The 23,285-nt window shown below is 41.3% G+C and carries 23 protein-coding genes; 6 read left to right on the top strand and 17 right to left on the bottom strand.

The features are described 5' to 3' along the window. Positions 1-3 precede the first annotated feature (3 nt). The 7 genes from ACN6NF_RS10850 to ACN6NF_RS10820 form a co-directional block, all read right to left on the bottom strand. Positions 4-2,601, bottom strand: a complete 2,598-nt coding sequence (locus ACN6NF_RS10850; protein ID WP_474317613.1) for an ATP-binding protein — start codon at positions 2,599-2,601, stop codon at positions 4-6. Further along, positions 2,598-3,092 (bottom strand): TcpE family conjugal transfer membrane protein, encoded by a 495-nt coding sequence (locus ACN6NF_RS10845; protein ID WP_474317611.1) that lies wholly within the window; start codon positions 3,090-3,092, stop codon positions 2,598-2,600. The genes ACN6NF_RS10850 and ACN6NF_RS10845 overlap by 4 nt, the downstream gene beginning before the upstream one ends. 12 nt (positions 3,093-3,104) lie before the next feature. Continuing rightward, positions 3,105-3,329: a hypothetical protein gene (locus ACN6NF_RS10840; protein WP_290410650.1), complete on the bottom strand. Its 225-nt coding sequence runs from the start codon at positions 3,327-3,329 to the stop codon at positions 3,105-3,107. A 12-nt stretch (positions 3,330-3,341) separates the two neighbouring features. Continuing rightward, the gene (locus ACN6NF_RS10835) at positions 3,342-4,400 is read right to left on the bottom strand and encodes a conjugal transfer protein (protein ID WP_474317609.1); all 1,059 of its coding nucleotides are present in this window, start codon (positions 4,398-4,400) and stop codon (positions 3,342-3,344) included. A 15-nt stretch (positions 4,401-4,415) separates the two neighbouring features. Then, positions 4,416-6,626 carry a TraM recognition domain-containing protein gene (locus tag ACN6NF_RS10830; RefSeq protein WP_474317607.1) on the bottom strand — a complete coding sequence of 737 codons (2,211 nt, stop codon included), beginning with the start codon at positions 6,624-6,626 and terminating at the stop codon, positions 4,416-4,418. Beyond that, a complete protein-coding gene (locus ACN6NF_RS10825; RefSeq protein WP_474317605.1) occupies positions 6,627-7,370 on the bottom strand; it encodes a hypothetical protein in 744 nt (247 codons plus the stop codon). A gap of 1,071 nt (positions 7,371-8,441) precedes the next feature. After that, positions 8,442-9,833, bottom strand: a complete 1,392-nt coding sequence (locus ACN6NF_RS10820; protein WP_474317603.1) for a primase C-terminal domain-containing protein — start codon at positions 9,831-9,833, stop codon at positions 8,442-8,444. 512 nt (positions 9,834-10,345) lie between these two features. On the opposite strand from ACN6NF_RS10820, the gene ACN6NF_RS10815 reads away from it, so the two are divergent. Together ACN6NF_RS10815 and ACN6NF_RS10810 are read left to right on the top strand one after the other, a co-directional pair. Next, on the top strand, positions 10,346-11,500 hold the full coding sequence (locus ACN6NF_RS10815; protein ID WP_019688387.1) for a ParM/StbA family protein: 1,155 nt from the start codon (positions 10,346-10,348) through the stop codon (positions 11,498-11,500). 12 nt (positions 11,501-11,512) lie between these two features. Beyond that, positions 11,513-11,962, top strand: a complete 450-nt coding sequence (locus ACN6NF_RS10810; protein ID WP_474317601.1) for a hypothetical protein — start codon at positions 11,513-11,515, stop codon at positions 11,960-11,962. A 135-nt stretch (positions 11,963-12,097) separates the two neighbouring features. Here ACN6NF_RS10810 and ACN6NF_RS10805 read toward each other — a convergent pair whose 3' ends face one another. From ACN6NF_RS10805 to ACN6NF_RS10795, 3 genes are all read right to left on the bottom strand, one after another. Then, a complete protein-coding gene (locus ACN6NF_RS10805; protein ID WP_474317600.1) occupies positions 12,098-12,232 on the bottom strand; it encodes a hypothetical protein in 135 nt (44 codons plus the stop codon). A gap of 79 nt (positions 12,233-12,311) precedes the next feature. Then, complete coding sequence (locus ACN6NF_RS10800; protein ID WP_474317598.1) at positions 12,312-12,815, bottom strand: hypothetical protein; 504 nt, start codon at positions 12,813-12,815, stop codon at positions 12,312-12,314. Positions 12,816-12,986: 171 nt separating this feature from the next. Then, positions 12,987-13,166, bottom strand: coding sequence for an aspartyl-phosphate phosphatase Spo0E family protein (locus ACN6NF_RS10795; RefSeq protein ID WP_019688391.1), 180 nt, complete (start codon positions 13,164-13,166; stop codon positions 12,987-12,989). Between the two features lie 740 nt (positions 13,167-13,906). Here ACN6NF_RS10795 and ACN6NF_RS10790 point away from each other — a divergent pair. Next, positions 13,907-14,356: a L,D-transpeptidase gene (locus tag ACN6NF_RS10790; protein ID WP_019688392.1), complete on the top strand. Its 450-nt coding sequence runs from the start codon at positions 13,907-13,909 to the stop codon at positions 14,354-14,356. 69 nt (positions 14,357-14,425) lie between these two features. On the opposite strand, the gene ACN6NF_RS10785 is transcribed toward ACN6NF_RS10790, so the two are convergent. Together ACN6NF_RS10785 and ACN6NF_RS10780 are read right to left on the bottom strand one after the other, a co-directional pair. After that, entirely contained in the window at positions 14,426-15,322 is an 897-nt protein-coding gene (locus ACN6NF_RS10785; protein WP_474317597.1) for a TolB family protein, read from the bottom strand. A 554-nt stretch (positions 15,323-15,876) separates the two neighbouring features. Then, entirely contained in the window at positions 15,877-16,758 is an 882-nt protein-coding gene (locus tag ACN6NF_RS10780) for a copper amine oxidase N-terminal domain-containing protein (protein WP_474317596.1), read from the bottom strand. Between the two features lie 225 nt (positions 16,759-16,983). Here ACN6NF_RS10780 and ACN6NF_RS10775 point away from each other — a divergent pair, with 225 nt between their 5' ends. Next, positions 16,984-17,670 (top strand): hypothetical protein, encoded by a 687-nt coding sequence (locus ACN6NF_RS10775; protein ID WP_474317595.1) that lies wholly within the window; start codon positions 16,984-16,986, stop codon positions 17,668-17,670. A gap of 814 nt (positions 17,671-18,484) precedes the next feature. Here the strand turns inward: ACN6NF_RS10775 and ACN6NF_RS10770 are convergent. Then, entirely contained in the window at positions 18,485-18,652 is a 168-nt protein-coding gene (locus ACN6NF_RS10770; protein ID WP_019688398.1) for a hypothetical protein, read from the bottom strand. 22 nt (positions 18,653-18,674) lie between these two features. Next, positions 18,675-19,049, bottom strand: coding sequence for a hypothetical protein (locus ACN6NF_RS10765; protein ID WP_474317593.1), 375 nt, complete (start codon positions 19,047-19,049; stop codon positions 18,675-18,677). Positions 19,050-19,374: 325 nt separating this feature from the next. Here ACN6NF_RS10765 and ACN6NF_RS10760 point away from each other — a divergent pair, with 325 nt between their 5' ends. Then, entirely contained in the window at positions 19,375-19,593 is a 219-nt protein-coding gene (locus ACN6NF_RS10760) for a hypothetical protein (RefSeq protein ID WP_474317592.1), read from the top strand. Positions 19,594-19,918: 325 nt separating this feature from the next. Here the strand turns inward: ACN6NF_RS10760 and ACN6NF_RS10755 are convergent, their stop codons facing one another. The 3 genes from ACN6NF_RS10755 to ACN6NF_RS10745 all read right to left on the bottom strand — a co-directional run bounded on the left by ACN6NF_RS10755 (position 19,919) and on the right by ACN6NF_RS10745 (position 20,942). Next, positions 19,919-20,194, bottom strand: a complete 276-nt coding sequence (locus tag ACN6NF_RS10755) for a hypothetical protein (protein WP_474317590.1) — start codon at positions 20,192-20,194, stop codon at positions 19,919-19,921. Between the two features lie 12 nt (positions 20,195-20,206). Next, positions 20,207-20,476, bottom strand: coding sequence for a hypothetical protein (locus ACN6NF_RS10750; protein ID WP_474317588.1), 270 nt, complete (start codon positions 20,474-20,476; stop codon positions 20,207-20,209). Positions 20,477-20,726: 250 nt separating this feature from the next. Further along, a complete protein-coding gene (locus ACN6NF_RS10745; protein ID WP_474317585.1) occupies positions 20,727-20,942 on the bottom strand; it encodes a hypothetical protein in 216 nt (71 codons plus the stop codon). A 1,042-nt stretch (positions 20,943-21,984) separates the two neighbouring features. Here ACN6NF_RS10745 and ACN6NF_RS10740 point away from each other — a divergent pair. Then, complete coding sequence (locus ACN6NF_RS10740; protein ID WP_474317583.1) at positions 21,985-22,905, top strand: hypothetical protein; 921 nt, start codon at positions 21,985-21,987, stop codon at positions 22,903-22,905. Positions 22,906-23,285 lie beyond the last annotated feature (380 nt).

Here is a 23,285-nt window from a genome sequence, read left to right as displayed (position 1 = left end):
TGCCTAACCTCCCATTATGATGCGTTCCTGACGTTTATTTTCATATTCTCTTTCTTCTTCTGTAGAGGTTGAGCTATCAAAAGCCTGCTCAATCTCTTTGTAAACTGGATGAATGCGGACAGCTGCCGTACGTCCATAGATATCCTGAAATAGAGCTGTTCCCCGCCCCAGGCCAGTGAGATAGTCAATATTGCTCTGTGTTGTAGGTAGGTTATAGAATTTGAGCATTTCAACTACTTCTTCATATTTTTTAAGAGCAAAAGAGAACTTCATCCCCATATTGGCTACATCTTCGTCATAGTCCGTAGCATTCTGCGTACCTTTCACCAAAGAGGTATTGTAATAACGCCCCATCCGTGTAATAAAATCCATTTGTGCTTTACCTTCAGATGAACGTTCAACGGTTTTCGCTTCGTCTTGCACGATGACCTTATGAATAAACCGATCCTGATTAAACATGTATTGCTTGGTATAAGCGGCTATGGAAATTAGAATAGCTTCAGATATTTTTTCTACAGGCCGGACAGAACCTTTCCCTGCTCTTGGTAGCTGCAAATTTTGCACCATCAGCACTTGAATAGGCTTACTGACTTCCAGCACCCGATAGTCCTGGTTGCGCTCCCCGAAAAGCAATCTTGCAATGTTACTCCGCTTGAGCGTATGCAGCGTTTCAATAATTTGTGCAGCGGCTTCCTGGCGATCTGCCCGGTGTTCCACGGTCACGAGTCGTTTCTCCAGGTCTTCCAGCAATCCCCCAAGACAAGGATCTTCATGATAAGCTTCTCGTTCCGATGCTTCACTTAATATCGTGAACCCTACATCACCTAACTGCTTGTTGCACAAGAAAGACAAAATATCCAGGGCAATGTCCTTCGCTTCTTCGGGGTTGGTGCTGGTGCGGAAAGGATCAAGACAGCCTGCATCTGCTTCATCAGCGCCCAGCGTCCAGACCGATATAAACTCTGGTGGAATAAAAGGTAATCCCTTGGCCCACCCTTTCCGGTCGCCCTTCGGGTCTACAATTAGGGCAAGCGATCCGGTCAGCACAGAAAGATACGTAAACAGGTTAATGAAAAAGGATTTACCTTTCCCGGTCATGCCAGCGACCATGACGGCCAAGGAATCCATCACATTCTGTGTTCCTTCAAAAGCTTTCGCGGCCAAGTCAGGCCGGATAAATACGGGACGGTTCAGCTTGAGCGTTTGACCGATATAAAATCCCCGGTTGTCTCCGATATTCGTGGTTGCCGCAAACATCATACCCGCCAACTTCGTCGGCTCTAAATATTGCAAGTAATCCTCATTAAGTCTTGGAGCTGAAGGAATGAATTCCATAAAATAAGAAATCGACTCCCCGTATGGTGTTTGCAAATGGATACCAAATTTTTGCATCTGCCGCTTTAATTCACTGGCCCGAACTCGCAATTCCTCCATGTCGTCACCCGCCACACGGAATACAAAAGAACAGGCATAGGCCGGATATCCGGTTTCCCCAAAACGACTTTCCATCTGGATTGCGCCGCTTTCAGACTTTTCAACACTTAGATCCACTTCACTGTTCCCTTTGGCGGCCTCAGTTCTTTGGTCCTCATAGGAAAGCCGGACATTACTTAATCTTTTAATGATTTGGTCATTGCGCAGGAAGCTGGCCTTAATCGAAACCGCTACCGGAAATTTCAAACTGTTCTGTATATGAAACATCCACTCGGAACCTGGATGTAATGAATGGGGCCGCATCTTATCTACGACTAAATATTGAGCATATTTCTCCTTAATTTCTTCCCCGACCAGCTTGTACAGCTTGAGCGTTTTTTGATCGTATTCTTTAATCTCCGCATTTTGCAGCTCATAAAATGAATGGGCCTGGCCGCGCCGTGCTTCATGTTTTTGATTATTTTCATCAACCCCGCTAACATCAACACTCGTTTCATAGCCTTTACGAAGCTGTGTATCATTTGGCGTGACACTAAAGTTTTGTTCGATTAAAAATACCGTTTCCTCTTTGCTTGTATGTCGTACCAGACATGACATAGATGTGGTGAGAATTTCACGTAGAGCCTCGGCCTGATCCTGCCGCTCTTTAATATCCCGCTTGAGTATATCTTGGGGCATCAAGCCCACGGCCCGATATAGGGGAGACGTGAAGCCCTGCATGAACCGCTGGAATTGTGTAGTAATCATTAATGCGGCATTTCCCTCACTGTGAAACTTGTTTCTCTTTTCAATCAACTGAATTCCAATATAAGAATGGTACTCGTTCGTATCGCGAGAAGAACGCTGACTCGACAACGTTTCTTTCAAACTCTCAAAATATTGGATACCATACTCTTTCAGCGCATAATCTTTTCGGCTGATTTCGGATAGGGTTTCATCAATAATGCCATTCACATCCGTTAAGGATGGAATCATCAGAAAATGTAAATCGTTCATGTTCTCTACGTAAAAAGAGAGTTGGTTGCTGTATGGCTCAAACTTTTGCATCATGTCCCTAAAATCATAGGCAAAACCTTCAACCTGATAATAGGCCCATACGGTACCGTCTCTGCCAAATACCAAATTTCCTTCAACATGTTTAACCGGGAATTGTGTGAAAACTTTCATGGATTCACCTTCTTTACTGGTCTTTCTCCAACTGTGAAGTAACCGTCAAAACGGTAAGTCGGTTTAAGTTTCTTTTTAACAGCTTGCCGTTCTCTCACGGTCAGCTGTCCGTTAAATCCATAGGATTGAGGCTGGCCCAACTCCATTCCCTTGTAATAGGTCACCCGCTTACTTTTGCGCCAGTGATAGGTGCAAAAGCTTTTAAAAAATTTGATAGGGGGCCGATTCTCGGTCCCCACATCAACCAGTAAATAGGTACCTAAAAACGGCGCCATATAGGAGAATGCATTGGGTAAAATCAATAAAGGTATATTCAAAATCGGAATATGGTACCAAATTAACATGAATATCGAAAGGGCAATAAAGTAACCTATCGTTTTGATCTTTAAAGCTCTACCAAAGGCAAAGCCTGCAAATTGATATAATCGTCTCTCAAATACCAAAAATTCATTGAGTACAAACAAGTCTCTTCGTTGCGGCTGCGGTTCCATTCGTAGGCCCCCTTATTTCCCGCCTAAATTCATCTTGCTTGTAATAAATTCAGAGATGGTACCAAACAATTCAGGTTTGGCAACAAAGGCATACGCCACCAAGAGAACGAGGAAAGTACCGATTGCCCCGATGAATTGTCTTCGGAACGCCAACACAATCGCAAAAACGATACCAGCGATAAATATTGCGTTCTTCCCTTCGGTGGACAACCAATCTACAATGCCATCTAAACTCATAATGTAAACCTCCTATTTCTCATCCAGGGTTGTCACGACATACCGACTGTTTTTCTCTATTACATACAACCGGTAATTCATGTTATAACGATCTTTCGTTTTAGGATCTTCCAGTGTAATATTCGCCAACACAATATATTGCTTAGGAGCAGCCCCCTGATAGACTTGAGCTGTATTCACGCTCACAAAGTCCATTGTTTTATTGAGTCCATTCGGATGCTTAGGGTCTTCCAGCAAATAAGCCAATTTGTCTCGTGGATCGCTAACATATGAACTAAAGAAAGTATCCAAAAAATTACGTACATTGGCTTTCTCTTGACTGTTTTCCGCATCCGTTAACCCCTTGGCTGCGTCGTCCTTCTCAAGCGTGGTTTGTGAATCCATAAAGCTAAATTTAGGTAAATCATAAATACCGTAGCTTTGGTCGTACCCTACAGGCACCACGAAAAATTTCTGAACTTCCATCGGCTTGTACTTAACCAAAGCAGCTGTCTTACCCGTTCCGGCCTTTTGGTTTGGAACTTGCTGCGGTACTTCCACTTTCTGATACACCTTGAGCGTTACATAGGCGCGATTGTCGCCTTTTTCTTCAATATTTTTAATTTCCGTTTTGAGAAACGTGGATTTAGTCTGCAACCCATGTGTTTCCAGTCCCGCTTGCTTGTCCAGCCCCTTCGCTAGAAATGGCTCCAGACGCTTTTGGCGCTCCTTTAAAGCTGCTTCACCCGGCGCCCAGGTAAAATACTCCTTGGCAAAGTTTTGTGCGTACTGTACGCCTGTAGTCGTCGTCGCTGGGTTCAAGGTCGCTTTCTTTTCGGCTTGGTTGGCATCGGCTTGAGACGATCCTTTAGGAGCCATTACGGTCACAAATACGACCAGGAACATAAAGACAAACATAATCCAAAATAGATAGAAACCCATTTTCCGCGCTACATATCCCTTTGGCCGATAAGCTTTACGCACGGGCTTGGCTTCGCGCTTACTCAAATTTTTTATATGAGTCCACAAAGATACTTTTTCACGTTTCTCTCCTTCGCTCCGTTGCTTACGCTTTTCTAAACTCTTTGCCATAGCTCAATCCTCCTTTCATGAAATAATTTCCTGAATCCCTTCCAGGTTAAGGCCGTTCCGTACATAAACACGGGCTACATACGGCTGTCCGTCATCCCGTTTTTTCAGTTTACGAGCCAAAAATACTTCCCCCTTGGACAGCTCCTTAATTTCGTCCGGGTGCGCTCTGAAACGCTGTACGCTGCGAACCGTGCCCATTTCTGATTCAAAATTCAGTTTGTAGAGCGGATCTTTTTTCACCTGACTCGTAATATCGCCATCCTCATAGGTGCCTAAAGTAGCTGCGAGTATGGATGCATCCTCACTATCATTCACGCGCCCAAACAAGTAGGTATTACAGTTATTGATGATCTGCCGGGTCAAGTTTGGATCAACTTTGTCTGTATCCGATAGGCCCTGCATCGAGATAACACATTCCCCGCCAGCTGAACGTGATTTATTCACGACATCAACAATTTCATGACTGGCATATGCGGAAAATTCATCACAGACCATGAGCATTCGTTTCTTGCCGGCTTTTTGTCGGTAATCAACAATTGTATTAAATTCAGAGATAACGATCCGGCCAAGTATTTTGATATAGTCACGATACTTGTTACCGGACAACGAAAAAATAGCCATTTCGTTTCGATCCGTGACCTCCAGTAAATCCATTCCGCCCCCGGTTTCCTCAAAAAGCGGCCCTAAGTCGGATTCCATCAGCTCCGCAACCTGGTTGCGAAGGCTCACCAGTGTATTGAAGTTAATCCCTGTAACTTCTTCCTCGCTTTCGTCTTCTGAATCTTCACCAAAGAAACGTTCCCGATAGTATTCGATTTTCTCCATTCGTTTCCGGTACCGCTCCGCTGCTTCTTCTTTGGACACATCCGGTTGGGGCGGGATTTCTTCTTTGACCAAATCCATCATAGGAGCTGCGTGGGATTCATCCGGCTCCGCTTCTTCGGCTTCCGCTGGTTGAGGTTCCTCACTTGCAACCGCTGCTCTTTTATCCTGCCTTGCCTGCCGGAACCCAAAAAAATCATCAGCAGCTACAGGGACAGATTCATCAATATCTTGTGGTTTTTCTGTAGGTTCTTCCTCTGGTTCAGGTGTTAAAGCAACCGCATTTTTGGCTCTTTCGAGATGATACAACGTTTCCTCATATTGTTCCCACTCCTTTGTTACACGACTTAACTCATTTTCTTCACGCTCCTTCAGCTCCGATATATAAGCAGCTACTTTAGAACGGAATGTCATGCGGTAAATGGTTGCCAAGTCTAAGGTTTCATCAAATTCTCGAAGCATCCGCAAGGTCAGCTGTAGAAATCGGGAACAGTTAATTTTGTAGAAAGGTTCAGACCATTCAAACAGATTCATGATTTTGTCACGTAATTGCGTAGGTGAACCGTGCCGCAAAAAATTGAAATTCAATTGGTCAATATCCGTAAACATATGCACTTTACGGCCATATTTCTCTGCCTGTGCCTTGAACTCCAGCATGGATTCTCTTTCACCCTTACCATCCATAAAAAATACGGGTTTCCCCTGCCGGATCGCGTTTTCGATCACAGTTCCGATTATTACGGTCTTCCCACCGCCAGTTGTCATAATGACTAACATATGCGAATTGAGTTCTTCATCATCCAGCTCCACCCGTTCTCCAAACTCGTCATAACCAATAAAATTGGCTTTCGATTCAGATTTACGGAATTTAAGCTGCGCCCGATCGTTGTATTTGAATCGGTTTAGTCGGAATTTTTTATATTTTCGGTCAGCCCGTTTTTTCAATAGGCTGACATGTTTGGATTTAATGATTTTGCTCTCAAAATATAGAATAATCGGATGGACCACACACGCCAGGATAATACCAACCACACCCGCAGAAACGAAAGAATACCCAGTGAGTGGAAATGGTTTCCCATCATGAAGATATTTTTCTGCCAGTGTTGCCACGAACGGCAGTCGCACAGCTGATAAAAAACCAAGTGATGAAAGCCATTCGCCCGTACCATGTAATACAAAGATCCCGAAAAGAGCAAGTGGTAACATCGCGTACAATACCCAATAGCGCTTAATAACAAACCTGACGACCAGGTATATCAGTAACCCTGCAAAAATACCACCCATCGCAAAGCAAAATACGATCAGGAAGACAGCTGCAATAACCATGTAGCCTAATGTTTTTTCTTGTTCCTGTTGTTCCGGTGTCGGCCCTCGGAACATGTCCTCGAACCTATCAGTTTGCACCTAATCCTCTCCTTTAACCTCTGAAGGTAAAGCACGGATTTGAATTTGCTGAAACACATTGATCCCCTTTGTGTTGGTCATCGTTCGGGCCGAAGCCGCCCAAGCCTTGTGGACATAATCAACTGCCTTCTTTATAGCGTTACCCACTGAATTATCAGGAACAAAATACCAAACATCTGTATACTCTCCATTTTTAAGATGATTGGCGTATAAGTCGATTTTTTTCCTAAGCCGGGTAGCCTTTTTCACAGTCAGCTCCACTTCAACGGCGATGGCCAAGTTTGGAGGATACAAAATGAAATCCGGAATCGAATCCCTCGTTTCGTTCGTTCGTGTGATGATGGCCTGTCGATCCTCGATTCCCTTTAGCAGCTCAAAGCGATATTCACGCTCTGTCTTATACTCAAAATCCGATGCCGCTACCGACCTCAAATACAAAATTAGATCATTAATAATCAGGTCATGTTGCGCCGTATAAAAAGAAGCATCATTCGATACTGTGACAGGATAATTCAAATAATCCCGCGCGTCTCGATGCGGAAAATACACGTTCAGTTTTGAAGCCAGTTTCTTTCTCCAGATTAACCGTGCATTTTCGAGTTTCCTCAATCTACGATAAACAGCATGACGTGACATGCTATCTGTATGCGTCATAATTTGCCTGGTTGTGACAATACCATGCTTCAAAATAAACCTCAAAATAAGAAAATCATCTTCTCTAAAATCACTATATTTCGTAATCAAAAAATCTCCCCCGACTTCGTTTTCAAAATCACTCTCCCTTGTACACTATCACATTTTTCTAGCTAGAATAACCCGTTGCGTCTAAACAACAAATAGTGTAAATGAAGATGCAACAGAATCAACAATACAAAGGCTCATACCGCATACGGTTTATTCAATCCGGCCACCTTAACCCGGGGGAACTTCCCCCATCTGAAACATCTCAAACTTTTCTATCAATCTTTCACTTTCGCTATCACTAGACAAAGACCATAGAACAACTTTCCGATCAAGTTCTCAATGCATAAAAATACAATGGTATTCAAAAACATGCGTTAGCATGTCCACCTACCTCCTCGATCAACACCCACAGATTTACTTCCTCGCATTCTCTCACACGTCTTTAGGTTTTAGCTTTTGATCTTGGTTTTTGGTTTTAATCTTTTATCTTTGCATCATTTAAATTCTTCTCTTTTATCTCCTATCTTTTAATCTCTCCCTCCTCTCAATTCTCCCTTTCTCATCCACTCTACTCACCTGTCACTTCTAATCTTTACCCTCACCCCCACCCCCCGCCAAATAGTAACTTAGAGTAATATAGATACTCGTCTTCCTGACCCCATTCTCATGACGTTGTGAGGGTGGGGTCAGGAAGTGCTTTCGAGTGGCTATATTACTCCTACTCACCAGTGGCACCAAGCAATAAGCGGGGGGTGGGGATGCAACTCATGTAGAACATAGGGATACAAATTATTTCGGCCCAAGTTAGAGTTGATTTTCGATATTTCATGCAATCCAGTATAGCAAACAGGTCCCCAAAGAAGAACAAAAACGACATAAAATGAACAAATACTCCCAAAAACAACAAGCATAGCTAGTGCAATTGTATAGAAAGATCAGCCACACACAAGACTAAAATAACAGGGAACAAAAGGAAAGAAAAGCAATAAACAGGGAGAGGGAACTAAAACAAAAATAGGCCCAGCTTAGCAAGGAACAGAGAAAGAAAGGAAGCATAAAACGAAAGGGAACTAGAAAAGAAAGAAGATAAGAAAATAAAGGCAGCAAAAAGAAGCCCCACATAAAAATACACTAAGGTAAAGGAGGAGGTAAGGGAGCCCAAACAGGCAACAACCCGGGAGACAACCCACCCACCAACCCATCTAGGATCTTAAATGTATTGGAGACTGGTACATTAATTATGTAATTATTTGTGAAATTTTGTTTTGGAAAAGGGATAATCTTGGCCGTAGTTTTCGTCGGGTCTTTCGGGCATACCAAACGAAGGGTTGTACATGCTGCTCGTCCCTTTCCAGATACCTCTAATATTACTTTTTCCGTTTGCACTAAATTACATACAACTTCTTGGAAAGTTGATAGAGACATACCAAAAGAAGCGGCCAGCTGCCGCTGCGATCCGGTTACTTGTTGGTCAGGCTGCTCTCTTAAAAATTCGAGTACATCAGCTGCCCATTCTATGTAATGACTGCGTTCTCTCTCTGCTCTCGGCTTGGCCGCATCCCACTTTGCTGCATGCGCAAAAGAAACCCCAGATAGATATTGAATCCAGTCAGCGGTTGGTCCGGCTGGAGCGCCAGCCTTGTACGCGCTCCTTACTTTCTGGCAAATAACACGTTCCGGCAGCGGTGAGTCAAGGCGAGCGTTCCAGTTATATAGCGCATCCTCAGCGCTCTCCTGATCGTAGCCTTCTGCTTTATAAGCCAGAGCAAGGGTATACGCTGCATTATCTCTTTTGCCGCGCTCCACGCCCTGTAGAAGCGTTTGAACTGCTTCCCGCTGTAATATCCCTCGCTGCGCCCAAGCGCCCGTTCTGGCGTTCTCCTGCTTCGGCTGCGGTTCATGGTTAATCCAGTACCAATCGTTCAATTCATCAAAGGCTACCCGGCGCTCACTTCGGTAAATAACGTTTTTCTCGGTGGGGATACGAAAATAGCGCTCTGCTCCAACTGCCTGCTGATCTGCACCGATAGCTACAGCCATAGCAAGCTGAAGCCTGTTGTAAGTAGCAACAACATTAGAGAACGCTTTCCGAGGGGAATCCAGCACAAAATAGACGTGATAGCCCCCGCTCGGGGTTCTCACAATCATAGTAGGTAGCGGCAAGCCAGCAGAACGGATCTGATCAAGCAGATCCGGCAAGCAAAGGCCGATATTCGCACCATGTTTTGTGTCCACGTCTAATACGATCGCATTTAGCCAGCGCAAAGTGTTCTGGCTACGCGAACCTCTTCGATAAAAAGTATTTGGGGTGTAGTATGTATAGTGGTCGCTAAGGACAAACAAGGTTTGGTAGGTACGCACAGCTTTAGCAGATTTGAAATCGTTGCTAATGTACACCCAACCTAAACTATGATCACGGTTTTTGGCCTTTTCATAACGTTTTGGCTGATCCGTAAGTTGATTATGATATAAGTCCCAAAATGCGTTATAAGGGATTTTGGGTAAATTCGCATATGTATACATTAAAAAAACTCCCATTTCCGCACCACACCTAAAAAAAGGCAATAGGAAATTAAGAGTTTGGCTTTACTTTCTTTTCGCAAATGGGTATAATGAACCCATAAGAAAAATGAGTAAAGCACAACTCTTGGGGTTTTATGAATGAAGGCCGGTCGCCAAACTAGACTTCTTCATAAAATTGGGTGGTGCTTTTTTTCTTTTATCTTTTTTTCTGAAAAGTTGAAAAAGTACGATCTAGAAAAGTTATCCACATGTTAATAAATCTCTTATATCAGATTCTGCCACTATTTTTTGATTTTTGCAAGTCTTTAATTCTACCGCCTTCCTCGAAGGCGGTTTTTTACTTTTTATCCCACCTGAACTTTATTTAAAATTCTTTATTCCCTTGACTAGCAAGGGTTTTTTATTCTTATATTTGTATACAAAATTGTAAACAACAAAATTGACTTTGTATACAAATAAGTATACAATCATTTTATACCAAAAATGCCCTATCAAAAAGGAGTGAATCTTACATGAACAATGCCGCAAGAGCGTTGGCAGCCGATATTGGAAATGATGCTGTCAAAGCCTACCTTAACGGTTTAACAGTTGAGCTTACTATACCTAATGTTGTCGTAGATTTAGAGGATCGTGACATTATAGATATGGAAAAAGATCCTTTAGACGCACTTCATGTAGAAATTACATCTACTGCTCTAAAAAATAATAAAAGAAAAGTAGCTGTAGGTAATCTAGCGACAAAGTATTCCAATAATGACGAATTGACTCCAGAAGAGGAAAAAAGCGAATCGGATCAACCTGTTATTTTGCTCCTGACAGCTGCTGCTCTGGATGCTGTTATGAATGGAACCCCAGACGAAGATGGAGTGTATCAAGTACCCCACTATCTTTCCACTGGCCTTCCTCTAGATGAAGCTAAACGTGGGAAAAGAAAGGCTTTTAGAGACAAAATCAAAAACGGTCAGCATCTAGTTAAATTTTTAAAGACTCCTTTATATGAAGGAAAGACTGTTCGTTTGCAATTTGAGCAAGTTATTGTAAATACTGAAGGTTTTGCAGCATATGTCGATCTTACAACAAATGATGATGGCTCTACAAAAAATGAAGATTTGATTGGTAAAAGCATTATCATAAATGACATTGGCGGGTTATCCACGGATACAGCCGTCATTACAAAGAATTCAGAAGTGGATAACCAATTTTCAGATGGTATTAAAAAAGGTGTCTCGACAACCTTGGATAACATTATCCGTAAAGTAGCCAAAGAACATAAGTACGAAATAAAAAGTCGGAGGGTTCTTGTTGAAATTATTACCAATGAAAAACCCGAAGAACAATATCATATTTGGAAAAACGGAAATCGAGTATCCATTAAAGATATTATCGAACCCGAATTAGCCGAGCTAGCTAAAGAAGAATATAAATTAATTAAAGAAGTTTGGCGTCAAGTGCCCGATACACGTTTAGCCTATCAAATAGGCGGTGGCGCAGTTGTGTTGAAAAATGCCTTAACTGAAATCAACAACAAAGAAAATCAATATCCTTTTAGATTCGTTAGTGCAAAGGAAAGCGTATGGATGATTGCTCGCGCCTATTTCAAAATTCTTCTCATGTATTTAGATGAAAAAGGAATTACGATAACAGAAGCAGCGGCTACCGCTGAGTAAGAGGGGACACCCATGTCGGAAACTGATTTTCAAGGTGGGAAGGTGGTGTCATTCCGTCTCCCTCATGATGTGCCGAAAACTGTATCAGACTACTTAATGAACCTAAAAGAGATACACAAACGAAAATTTAGCAGCGAGATTGCTGATCGATTTGTACAAGCTATTGAAAAAGAAGCATTATTCCAAAGACCCGAAAAGCAGTTAGTTATCCCTTTTCCAGAAAATTTGACTGAGGAAGAAAAAAAATTCTTAAAAAGCGATAAGACCAAAGCGTTGATCGGACAATTAGTTGTGCAATTAGTGAGGAATCCTAGTGAAGTTCCTATTCAAAGACAGGCAGCACCAGCAGCTAATAACAAGCAAAAGGACGATACGCCTGACCCTTCACAATCAGCCTTTGAGACAAATTCCACTATTAGAGAATTTACCCGCAAAACATTCCTTAGTGACTTAGATGATTGAATTTGAGAAGCTCCACGGCTATCAGTTATTAGCCGTGGGGCTTTATTGGCTAAGCAAGCTGTTGTACACCTGCTTGCGTTGGCTGCGAACTAGTGTAAGCAGCTCTGTTAGGTAGTAACTGTCCAGTTCCATCAATCAGGAGTGCTCTGCCGACCCCGGCCAAAGTGCGCCTGCCGTAATAGATACCGGTTTGCGCTGTTCATCCTCCTGCATATCTTCCTTGAACATTCTATTGGCTCTACGCTCACCACCGAACCGTAATAACCACATGTCTTTATGTTCTGACCTCCTGATCGGTAAATAGCGCTCTCAATACTAAAGCTGGAAAACATCTAGTCAAGGATTCTCTTTACCGCTTGGTCAGACGCGAACGCGTGTATTTACGTATAAATGCCCGAATATGGCGCATTTCCTTACGGGCCGTTTCTTTTTGGTCCTCTGCTTCCTGCGAACTGCCTGAATCTTCACCGTTCTTTAAATCATAATTCGCACGCCCAACATCATCAAATTTAGCCAAAGCATACTTAGCTTCTTCAATCGCAATGGTGAGCGTGAGCGCCTGCTTTCCATCCTTTTCCCAATTATTCAAACGTTCTTGTAACTGACTGGAGCGTTTGGCATCTGCTGCCCATGCTTCCTTTTCCCAGGCATATGAGAAAATAGACTCCTTAGGCACACCCAAGCGGCTTAACAGTTCTATACGTAGCAACTGGCTTCGTTGCATAGTCTTTTCATATTCCCTGATTCCTCTCCCGTTCGGCCCTGGTATCCATAAGGATTCTTTAGCCACAATAAAGCTATATTCGGAGACTAGCTCTTGATTGGAAAGGTCTTTTATATTTTTGGTCCTCATTGCTCTCTCCTCCTTGGTGATTGCCAAACTAGCGTAGCGTCCAAAATCAGTAGAGCACGCCACTGACCTTTTATGTGTTTGCGGTTTACTTGCATACCGCTCTCAAGTGCTGCTATGGTATAATCACGAGGCGAGCCCTCCAAAAGCTCGCCCCAAAAGTCGGCTGTACTGCTATACAGTCGACTTTCTTTTTAATGCATATATTTTTTTTCGCTGGAATTCATTCAGCGTTTGATCTAGCTGCTCGCTCATGTTAATTACGCTCGGATGTCGAAATCCATAGCGCCCAGCCAGCTCGTGCAGCTCTTGACGCTCTCGCTCCATCTTCTGTAATAGCTCCGCATTATTCATACGACGACCACCTTTCTAAAAGGATACAAGGCCGCTCTGTTAGATCTACTTTGTCAGACCAAGCCTGCTATGCAACTCGGTCTTTGCATCCTTACGCTGCTCGTAATAGCTGCTCTGCCCTCAAGCTCTACATACTCACAATGTGCCCAGGTCATAGTAGATTCTCGCCCCATGTAATATCCATAGTCTTAATGCTCCAGCACCTTAAAAGGAGAAAGCTTAATAATCTCCAGATTGGTTTCACCACCTGTTTCAAAATGACCAAACTCGCTTTCTCATATCATGGTTTCGTTATTGTACACCCTCATGAATTATTCCAGCTTTAGGTTATTTATGGTGAAAAACCTGATCGAAATGGTGGTTCAGCTATGACCACTCACTCCATAAATGGCTAATAATCATATTGTTGGCATTGTGTACATGTGGCAACATCCAGCATCCCTTCTCCATTTCATAACAGCTAAAAAAGCGAAAATGCGCATTCAATAAAAAAGAACCGGCCTCTGCCGATCCTCTCCATTTTCCTGGTCTTTCAAAGTCCGGGCAAACTTCTCTCCCGGACTAGTCTACTTTATTTTTTTTATTCTTATAAAAAGAATAAATATTATATTGCGTAACGTTACGTAGTATAATATAATAGAATTACAGAGAGGCGATATCCTAATGCTGGGGTGCATTAGAGAATATCGCAACCCCCTCCTTGTATCTATTAAATAATATACCTTTAGGAGGAAAAAATAATGAGCTATCATATTATGGTTAATCTGAAAAGCAATCGTAGAGAATTGGGTACTTTGAAAATGTATAACGGTAGTGGATCCTTAGTATTTGGCCCTGTGCCAGCACTGGGACGCTCGGAGTATGACTACGCTCCTACAGAAATTGATGGAAATACTCCAACTGGTGAGTACACTGCCCAGCTTGCTTCTCCAAGAAATGATACAGCAAAGAATCGTCGTTCTTACGGTATGTATGGAATTGTTCAAATGGATCCAGTTAGTGGACAAGCCCTAACTGCTAAGAGAAACGGACGCACTGGGTTATGGATTCATGGCGGAGCTCCTTCTGACTCAGGTGGTTTACGCCCAACCCATGGTTGTGTACGACTATCCGAAGACAACCAAGATGGTTTGGTGAAAGCAATCAAAGCAGCTGGCGGCTCTGGTAAAGTAACAATAAGTGAAAGCTAAGATTTTTATACTTTATTCCAAACTAGCCCACATCTATTTGCTGTGGGCTAGTTTTCATAAGGTTGACTCTTAAAATTTCGGTGTTAATTGAGCTAGCTTCTGTTCATCGTTCTTAGATAAAGACCCCTTCTTTAAAATTGATTTTTTTGTTTCTGAGTAAGTATAGAGTACTGCTTGTGGAGAATCGTCACCTTTACTTACAAAGTCAAAACTTTTCCCATCTTTATGCCAAACTATAGAGGAGATCAGTGTAAAATCTTTATCGGACACATGCGTATAGCTCTTACGCTCTACATCGTATACTCCAATATAACTTGAACCCAGATCACCGATACCAAACGCAATCTTTTTCCCATCTGGTGACCAGTTATATGCATCAATCTTTTCACTTTCCGCTCCATCACTATTCATCTCAAACATGTTTACAATAGTTCTAGTCCCATTAGATAAATTAATTAGAACAAGTCTTTTTCCCTCATGATCGCTTACATGGAGAGCTATCTGGTTGCTTTTGGATAAGGAAAGTGAATTAACTCTCAATGGTCGTGGGTTGAGCTTGACAAGTTGCTCTCCGCGCTTACTTTTTATTTTCATAGAATCCACAACTTCATTGGCTTCGGCGGCTTCTTCCCCCTTAGCCTTAGTTAATTTTGCGGTAAAAGTAACATCTTTATTTTTCCATACAATCTGTTTTCCCGAAACTACAACCTTAGATTTATCTTGATTATTATAATACTGTGAATAATCTACAGAATTCATCTTTTTGTCAGTTGCTTTATATGTTTCTATAGTTGCTTTTCCTTCAACTTTTTTTACACCTTCCTTTGTGTTGTTGACCTCAATATTATTCACTTTGTTCTGAGGCCGTTGTTGATCTGGATTTGAATTTGAACTTGCCTTATCACTGCATCCTGAAATCGCTAACGCCACTATCGCACCTACGGTCATAATCTGCACGAATTTCATAATTTCCTCCTTAATATACAATGTTCCGTTATTCCTACATTCCCTTGTATACGTAATCACATAAAGGTAAGTACTAATAATCGAACACATAATCTAGTAATCTACTTTAAAATCAGTCACCTCTTTCCTTTCTGTCTAAATAGAATTGTATTGGACTCATTTATATATTTTACCATATATAATCCTTTTTATGTAATTAGAATACATAATATAGCATATTGGAAAGCAACGAAAGAAAGCATTCTGGTATTTGTTCTTTACTATTCCTATTTTCAAGGCTTTTGCCCGTGGGTTGCATTAAGTGAGCACCAGGAACATAGAGCGCCTCAAGCGGGCGCTTTCTCCCGAAGTAAGCGCTCTAGGACGAGCGATCCAGCGCATGCTATCAGGTCTTGGATGGCGTTCTCTGCCGCCTTAGAGCTGGAGCTGGTTAAGTGTAAGCGCGTTTTCCATGTTGTGATCTGAAGCATTTCAGTCTGATGCGGAGATTCAAAAACCATATACGAAAAGAAGACGCCCATGTTCAATGGGACGTCCAAAATGAAGTGAATAATCTATTTCATTTGATCTTTCCTTACTTCACCGGAAATAGGTACAATAATATCCGCTAATCCCGTAGTATTTTTAGGCAAAGCTTGCGTTACTGGCTTCTTGGTCCCCACTTTACCATATGTGACACTATGATCCACACGTTCTTGTAAAAAATAATATTGTGTTTTGTCTTCCGGTGGACGCTTTCCTTTTTCTTTCATTTTCTTCCTCGAATCTTCTTCTACACCTTCCCAAACTAGATGTTTAACATCATCCTTAATTTCATAGTAAGTATATAAATTCCCAACAACATAATAATATCTCAATGCTTCTCCTTCAGGAAAGATATACTGATAATAAACACCCTCCTCGGTATTATGAAGCGTATTTTCATCATTCGAAGGAAGGTCTACAGCGATTTTACGTGCCGCCACCAAATCCGTACCTTGATACAGCTTCTTATATGTTTCTACTTGATCAGCACTTCGTATAATGACAGTGTTCTTCTCCGCTTTCCAGTCTACGTCGGCCTTAAAGGCTTCGCTGATAAAGCGCAAAGGCACAACAACGCGATTCTTGTTTAATTGAGCAGGCACGTCCAAAGTAAGTGTTTTTTCTCCATAAGAAGCTTCTTTTTGGCCGATCGTAAGCACAAGTTTCTCTTTCACCCCAGGAGCATTGACAGTCACCGTCTTCTTGTCCGCGTTCCAGACTAAATTAAGCTTTAGTGGCTTCAATGAAGCCAAAGAAACCATAGTTCTCCCTGCGACAGAAACAGGGGGGGCATCTGAATGTACCACCTCACTATTGATAACTAATTGAATCGACGGTGCAGCAGAAAGCGGAATAGCAAATGTTAAGAGCATACCTAAAGTAAGCATAAATGAAAGAAAGATTTTTTTCATAACTAACTAACCTCCAATAATTTGTAATTACACTAAATTATAAACGTTTCAGACAAGAAAAAGTTTTGTTTTCCCAAAAAAACATATTGCGTAACGTTACGCTATATAATATAATAAAAACACGGTAAGTGTTTGTTGCAGAATGATTGATGAGTGCCGGGAAGCACCTCATTCTGTTCCCCTCCAAACTCCTTAACCAATATAAATTTTAGGAGGAATACTACCATGGCAAAAGAAAAATCTTATGAATATGCTAAATTCGCTAAAATTCACCCTGATGTAGGAAGATACACCAATCTCGGTTTTCAGGCCTATGTAACTTTACCTTCGTCCAAATCACTCCCACAAGGAGGATCTTACATTAATACCTATTGTGGTATGGCAGGATTTGAGTGTGGTATTTCGGTTAAATACCGTTCTGATTTTATCGATTCCAGAACTGGAACCTATCAATGGCACTGGTTCGCAAATGGTCCTGAAGGACAAATTGACGGTCCAATGTGCGAATACCGTGATGGCGAAAAGGTCCATATTAAGCTAGTGCGCCTGGAAAATGACCACGTGCAGTTTATTGTGGACGGCGATGAGAAATTTACTTCCAAGCATGCTTATGGCGAGAACACCTTCAAAACGGATGACACTTGCGCTCGTTTTATCATTGGATCTGAAATAACTCGCTATCCAACTCTGCCGTCCAGTCTTCCGCAATGGAATCTGTCCTTCTCCAGACTTCAAATTTCTGACATGAGATATAAAAAGGCCTCAGGTGCTTGGAAAGACGTAAATTCAGCAAATGCGACAGCAAGATTGTCTCATACTCCAGTAGAACTCACCCCTCCTTCACCAGTAAATTTCAACGGCGTTGACGATGATCTGGAAAATGGACGGTTTGCTGTTTCCATGAGAGTATAATAGATACAAGCTTCAGAAAATAGCGATTCATTACCTAACAATCACTATTTTTGAAAGCAGGTGCTAATATGGAAGATCTGTCCCTTTGGGTTAACTTGATCAGTAATGTGGGCTTTCCTATCATCATAGCCATTCTCCTATTAAGAAATTTAATGAGCAGCATCCAAGAGCGCCTGGATGAATTGAACAAGACCATGAACGAGCTATTAGAAACCATAAAAAAGCAGAATAAATAAAAGAAATAAAAAATAACTCCATATTTTTTTATGGAGTTATTTTCATAATAGTTCATCTCAAAATTTGAAACCATTGGAAGGAAAAATGCGTTTAATAGAGTATCAAAAAGCATTGAATGAAAACATGCGTTCGTATATAATATATAAGGATACAATAAGATACAAAAACATACAAAATTCTTATAATATGTTGCGTTATTACACGTAGCGTAATATAATCAAATAAAAGGAAATATGAGGGGGAAATATCTAACAATGGACTTCGTTTCTCTCAATGAAAGCTTTTCTCCGCTACAAAAATTGACATCTTCTCCTTTACTGCTGCATGTACATGAAATCCTTAGCTCCGAGGATGCCGACACCAAGATTGCTATCAATATTACTGACAAACCAGATTTATTTAGTTTACTTCTAGTAACAACCAATGCAAAAGAAAACTATTGGAACATGCATATTTTTTATATGGACCAGGTAGAGAAACATAACAAAGAGTACCGTTATCATACCTTCTCCAACAACGAGAGCATACACCTACATAATTGCCTGTCCCAACTCTTCAAATGATAAAAAAGCAGGACTCAATCCGAGTCCTGCTCTGTCCCTTTTACTCTTTGATATTCCTCTTCAATAATTCTAGTCAGCAGCTCTGTAGCAGTAATTCCAAGTTTCTTAGCCGTTTCTGCCAACTCTTTTTTAATATATGCCGGAACATCATAATGAAATTTCACTTTATTTCCGTATGCCATAGCTTAAGTCTCCTATCTTCATTCAGTTAGTATTCATCACTTCCTGATACTTCTGATCAATAAGGCGAATTAATAATTGAGTAGCTGAGGTATCCTGTAGATCGGCACACTCGATGAGCTTCTCTTTTACTTCTGGAGCAAATTCATAAGGCAATTTGAGCTTGGGTTCGGACATCCTCCCCCCCATACTTTTTTCAACTTGAATCGCTTTTTTAACCATTACCTCTAAAGAATTATTTTCTGTAAGATTTATTTCTGTATATTTTTGAAGCACTCTGGATAAATACGATGCTAAGGCTTTCTGATTATCCTCGTCTAATGCAATCGTCAAAGCATTATTTTGTATGCGTAGTTCACAATCAAAGTTGTTTCCAAACAGATTGATGTTATATTTCACAATTACACTCCTTTATCAAAGATTAAATTTTTGTTACGTATAATATACTTTGTTTCGTTATGTTACGCAATATTTTTTAATAAAAATATATAACAACAATTGGCATTTTCAGATTAACCTGCCATCTATTATTTCAAAAGAGTCTACATTTAGCAACAACCTTCTTTCCTATATTACCCGATCAGTCTGTACCTAACGCCCCCTGAATAGTTCTGGTAGAAATGTTCGTTAATCTAGGCAAGTTCTAAGCGTTTTATCAACTGGTACTGAAACCACCCCTTTTCCGAATGATGGAGCATTTTGGCCCTAACAGATTAGAAGCCCGATGGCTAAACAAACAATCTTTTGGCAGTTCGGCACCTGCAGTTCCTTGACGAGCGAGCGCCAGATCGTCGCTCAAGGCACCATCATTTCGTATTTCTTTACCTACCCAGGAGTGAATACCATATTTGTAAAAGCACGTAGCGATCTTCTTCGCTACTTGAAGGAACAACTAGAGCATGCACCAGGGTATCCCGCTCTAGCAAGCGCACTGTCTGTATAGTCTGCTCAGTGGTTACCGCTTTTAGTATCTATGGATCATAGGTTCTCCCTGCTTTCTTGGTGTATGATGCGGCCTACAGGTCGCATCCGCGTTTGTGCCGGTTGGTGGTTATGCTCTTGCCTTCACTTCACATAGAGCGCCATAAATGATGCTCAATTCTTCGTCAGCATCTCTTCAACCATTGGCAGGCAGTCTGCCCCGTAAAATCATCTTCAAATGTCATTCCCAAATATTGCCCTCCTATTTTTTTTCGTGCTATGATAGGAGAGTAGGAACGGAAATCATCCGTCCCTACCAACCTTTTCACCAAGGTTTGTTCTAGGCTTCAATCGTTCCCGCGATTGGGGCCTTTCTCATTTTTGTTTTGATCTACAAACGCTTTTAATTCTTGAAAGGCGGTTAACTCTGCTCGGCAATCAGTAATGATCTGATTCAAGTTTTCAGCATTTTCACCTACCTGCTGTCGCATCTCCAAGTTGCATATTTTCGATTGGCAATGCTGAATCCGCGCGATGACCAGCCATTCTAGAAAAGACCAATAATCCTCGTTTTCGACCTCACGCACATACTTAAAAACCTTTGTAAAGTCTTCTTCCTTCATAGCTACTCCCCCTTAATATTCTTCTGGCAGTAACAGCATGGTAACGCTGCGATCTGCTTCTGTAATAATCCAGAATCGGACCCCGCTCGCCGCTCTATAGGATGATAGCAGCCGCCCACCATCTTTTAGAGCCTGCTCGTTACTTTCCTTGTCATCTTCCGATATCTCGCCCCAATTCCCCGAAATATGCCAGCGTAGAGCTAACAAAATTTCATGGTCTGCAACAGCTTGCAAGCATCTTGGCTTTCCTACAACTCTCCCCAAACGGAATTTTCTAACCATGTTTAGCATGATGTTCTTCTTTCCTTTCTGTTTTTGATTTTGGGTTGTCAAAAGAGCATTTTTAGGACGTTGCCTGCCGCATGGCTGAATCCCCCAAAGGGGAATTTTTTTCCCTTTTGACGTGAGCTTGGGAACCTGGACAATGGCAGGCGGTCAAGGGAATAAGCACACAAAAGATTTTCTTTCCGCTCTTGCATTTTCCATTCGGAAGGAAAATCTTTTGTTGCCCCTTGACCACCTGACCGCCTACTTAGTGTCCGGCAGGGTGAGGGGCGCAGCCGGAGGCTCGACCTGCCGGACGCTTAGTAGGCTTTGGCCGGGTTACCATGCGGAAGGCAAAAGGGGAAAAAATGCTTTCAATAAAAAAAGAACCGGCGGCTGTCGGTTCTCTCCTTCTTCTTCGACTCCACTTCCATAGCACGATGATAGAGCGCAGCGGAATCATGGTGCTGCCCTGTGCATGCATACATGATGATTAGCGCAGCGCCAGCGTAGCGGCTCATGATGTATGCTTGCCATCTTTGATTCCGCCGACAGCTCTTACGCTCCGTGGGTTGCGTTAAGCGAGCGCCAGGAATGTAGAGCGCCTTGGCCGGGTGCTTTCTCCCGGCGTAGGCGCTTCTAATTATCGGCGTGAGTAGCGGCCCAGCGGTGCGTACTGGCTCTTAGGCGGGACGCTCTTGCCGCCCTAGAGACCAGTAGCATGAGCCTGCTCTCTCAGTCTTGTTCTGCCTGATCTCTTGCTCACCAGTGTGGAAGCTGCCGCTTGCTGCAAGCACCTAGGTTGGTTTAAACCAGCTAGTGAAAAAAAGATATCCGTGGAGTTGCTCCAGCCCCATACTTCTATCCAAATGTCTACAATACAATTTGAGGCTGAAGGCTTCTAATTCGGATTTTTCCGATATCAGGTTTTCAGTCAAAAGTATAATAGTCATTTTTTGAATGAAAATAGCCTACTGAAAAAGCTGGCGCGAGTTGCGCTAAGATAAAAACGTGATATTCCAATATATATTGATATTTTTAAATTCTCATAGAGTTTCAATACAGACTGACGCAAAAAAGAGCGATTCGCATCGCCCTCTTCAACATACAATTATTCAATCTCGGCTATACACTGCAATCCATACTTCTATATCAGATTTCACTTTACCTCATAGTATTCTCGGCTAAGATATTTGGCGGTAAGGAGTTCTCAAGTTGATGTTATTCCAGAACTTTTATTCCGCGTTTATTTCTCTCACATATGAAATCAGCTGCTGTAACTCCCTATATTATTTTAATCTCTTCAAGTATCCATGTTGACGTGCACCAATTAGAGGAACGATTCATAACAAGCAAACAAAATCCTAATACTTTTCAAATAATTCAATTAATTTCCGATAATAGTTATGTAAATGATTGGATCAATTGAGGAGGATAATGCTATGGAAAATTTGAAACAAAGGTGAGTATCAATCTGTTCTATCCATCTTGTATTCATTACGATAGTTATTAAAGGAGTAATTCAAATGTTCGATATTGATTTAACGAAGTATAAAGACTTTATTCCACTCCTATCTGCAATTGTAATTGCAGTTGGATGGGTGGCAACTTATTATTTCAACTTAAAGCTGAAAACAAGAGAAACTTTCATTGCAAAAACAGAGCAAGATGTTAAAAATATTTTAGGACATATGTCGGCTGAAATACGCGATATTTGGGATGCTGAAGGACACATACCAACCCAAAAAAAAACACTGAAAGAATTCTACAACAAATATAAAGCAGGCGATTCACCACTATATTTATCCACTAGCTCGCTTATAATTGATCAGTTTCAACTTTTCCAAGATCATTATAAAAAGTATGATAAAGAGCCTACACTTGAACACATTCAAAATGTTTGGACTTCATTAAGTATATTAGAAGTAACAGTTAACGAAAAAATCAAGGAGTATCGAAAACTATTATTCAAATATTATGATTGGTACCATCAGTTAGACCGTCTATATCCAATTGTACGCCTTTTTGCGGAAATTTTTAGATACTTCTACCAGACCATAACCGGATTACTTCAATTAGCTTTGTTCATCATGTTATTAACTGGTACCGAATATATTGTAGTCAAAACTGCTCATATTCTTGGTAATAATGATTTTCTAATCATTTTATGGCCTTTCCGCTATTATACTGTTTTATTTTCAACAGTATTATTACTACTATGGCTCTTATTCTTTATGATAAATCGATCAGCTTTCAGATTATTTTTAAAACCGGATCCCGGTTCAGGTAAGTACTCCGAAAGACAAATTGAATATCATAAAAAATTGCGTCCGTTTCCAACTTTCCAAGAGGGGGAACCCCCACTAACACCCAAATTAAAAGAGGGCTTCTTTAAGCGAATATGGAATCTCACACTATATTTTGTGTATAAAAAACCAAAAGAATAATATATTTATTTTGATGATTCTATTTAATATAGAATCAGATCTTCAACTTTCTTCTCCTGTTAACCTTCACTTCTTCTTAGATAGTTTCTCAATTCTAAATCTGATTTAGAATCAGATCTTCAAACTTTCTTCTCCTGTTAACCTTCACTTCTTCTTAGATAGTTTCTTAATTCTAGATCTGATTTAGAATCAGATCTTCAACTTTCTTCTCCTGTTAACCTTCACTTCTTCTTAGATAGTTTCTTAATTCTAGATCTGATTTAGAATCAGATCTTCAACTTTCTTCTCCTGTTAACCTTCACTTCTTCTTAGATAGTTTCTTAATTCTAGATCTGATTTAGAATCAGATCTTCAACTTTCTTCTCCTGTTAACCTTCACT

Source organism: Paenibacillus sp. TSM33, assembly GCF_056099025.1.
Note: the sequence above shows the minus strand (reverse complement) of the source record. Positions and strands in the feature narration are given on the sequence as shown.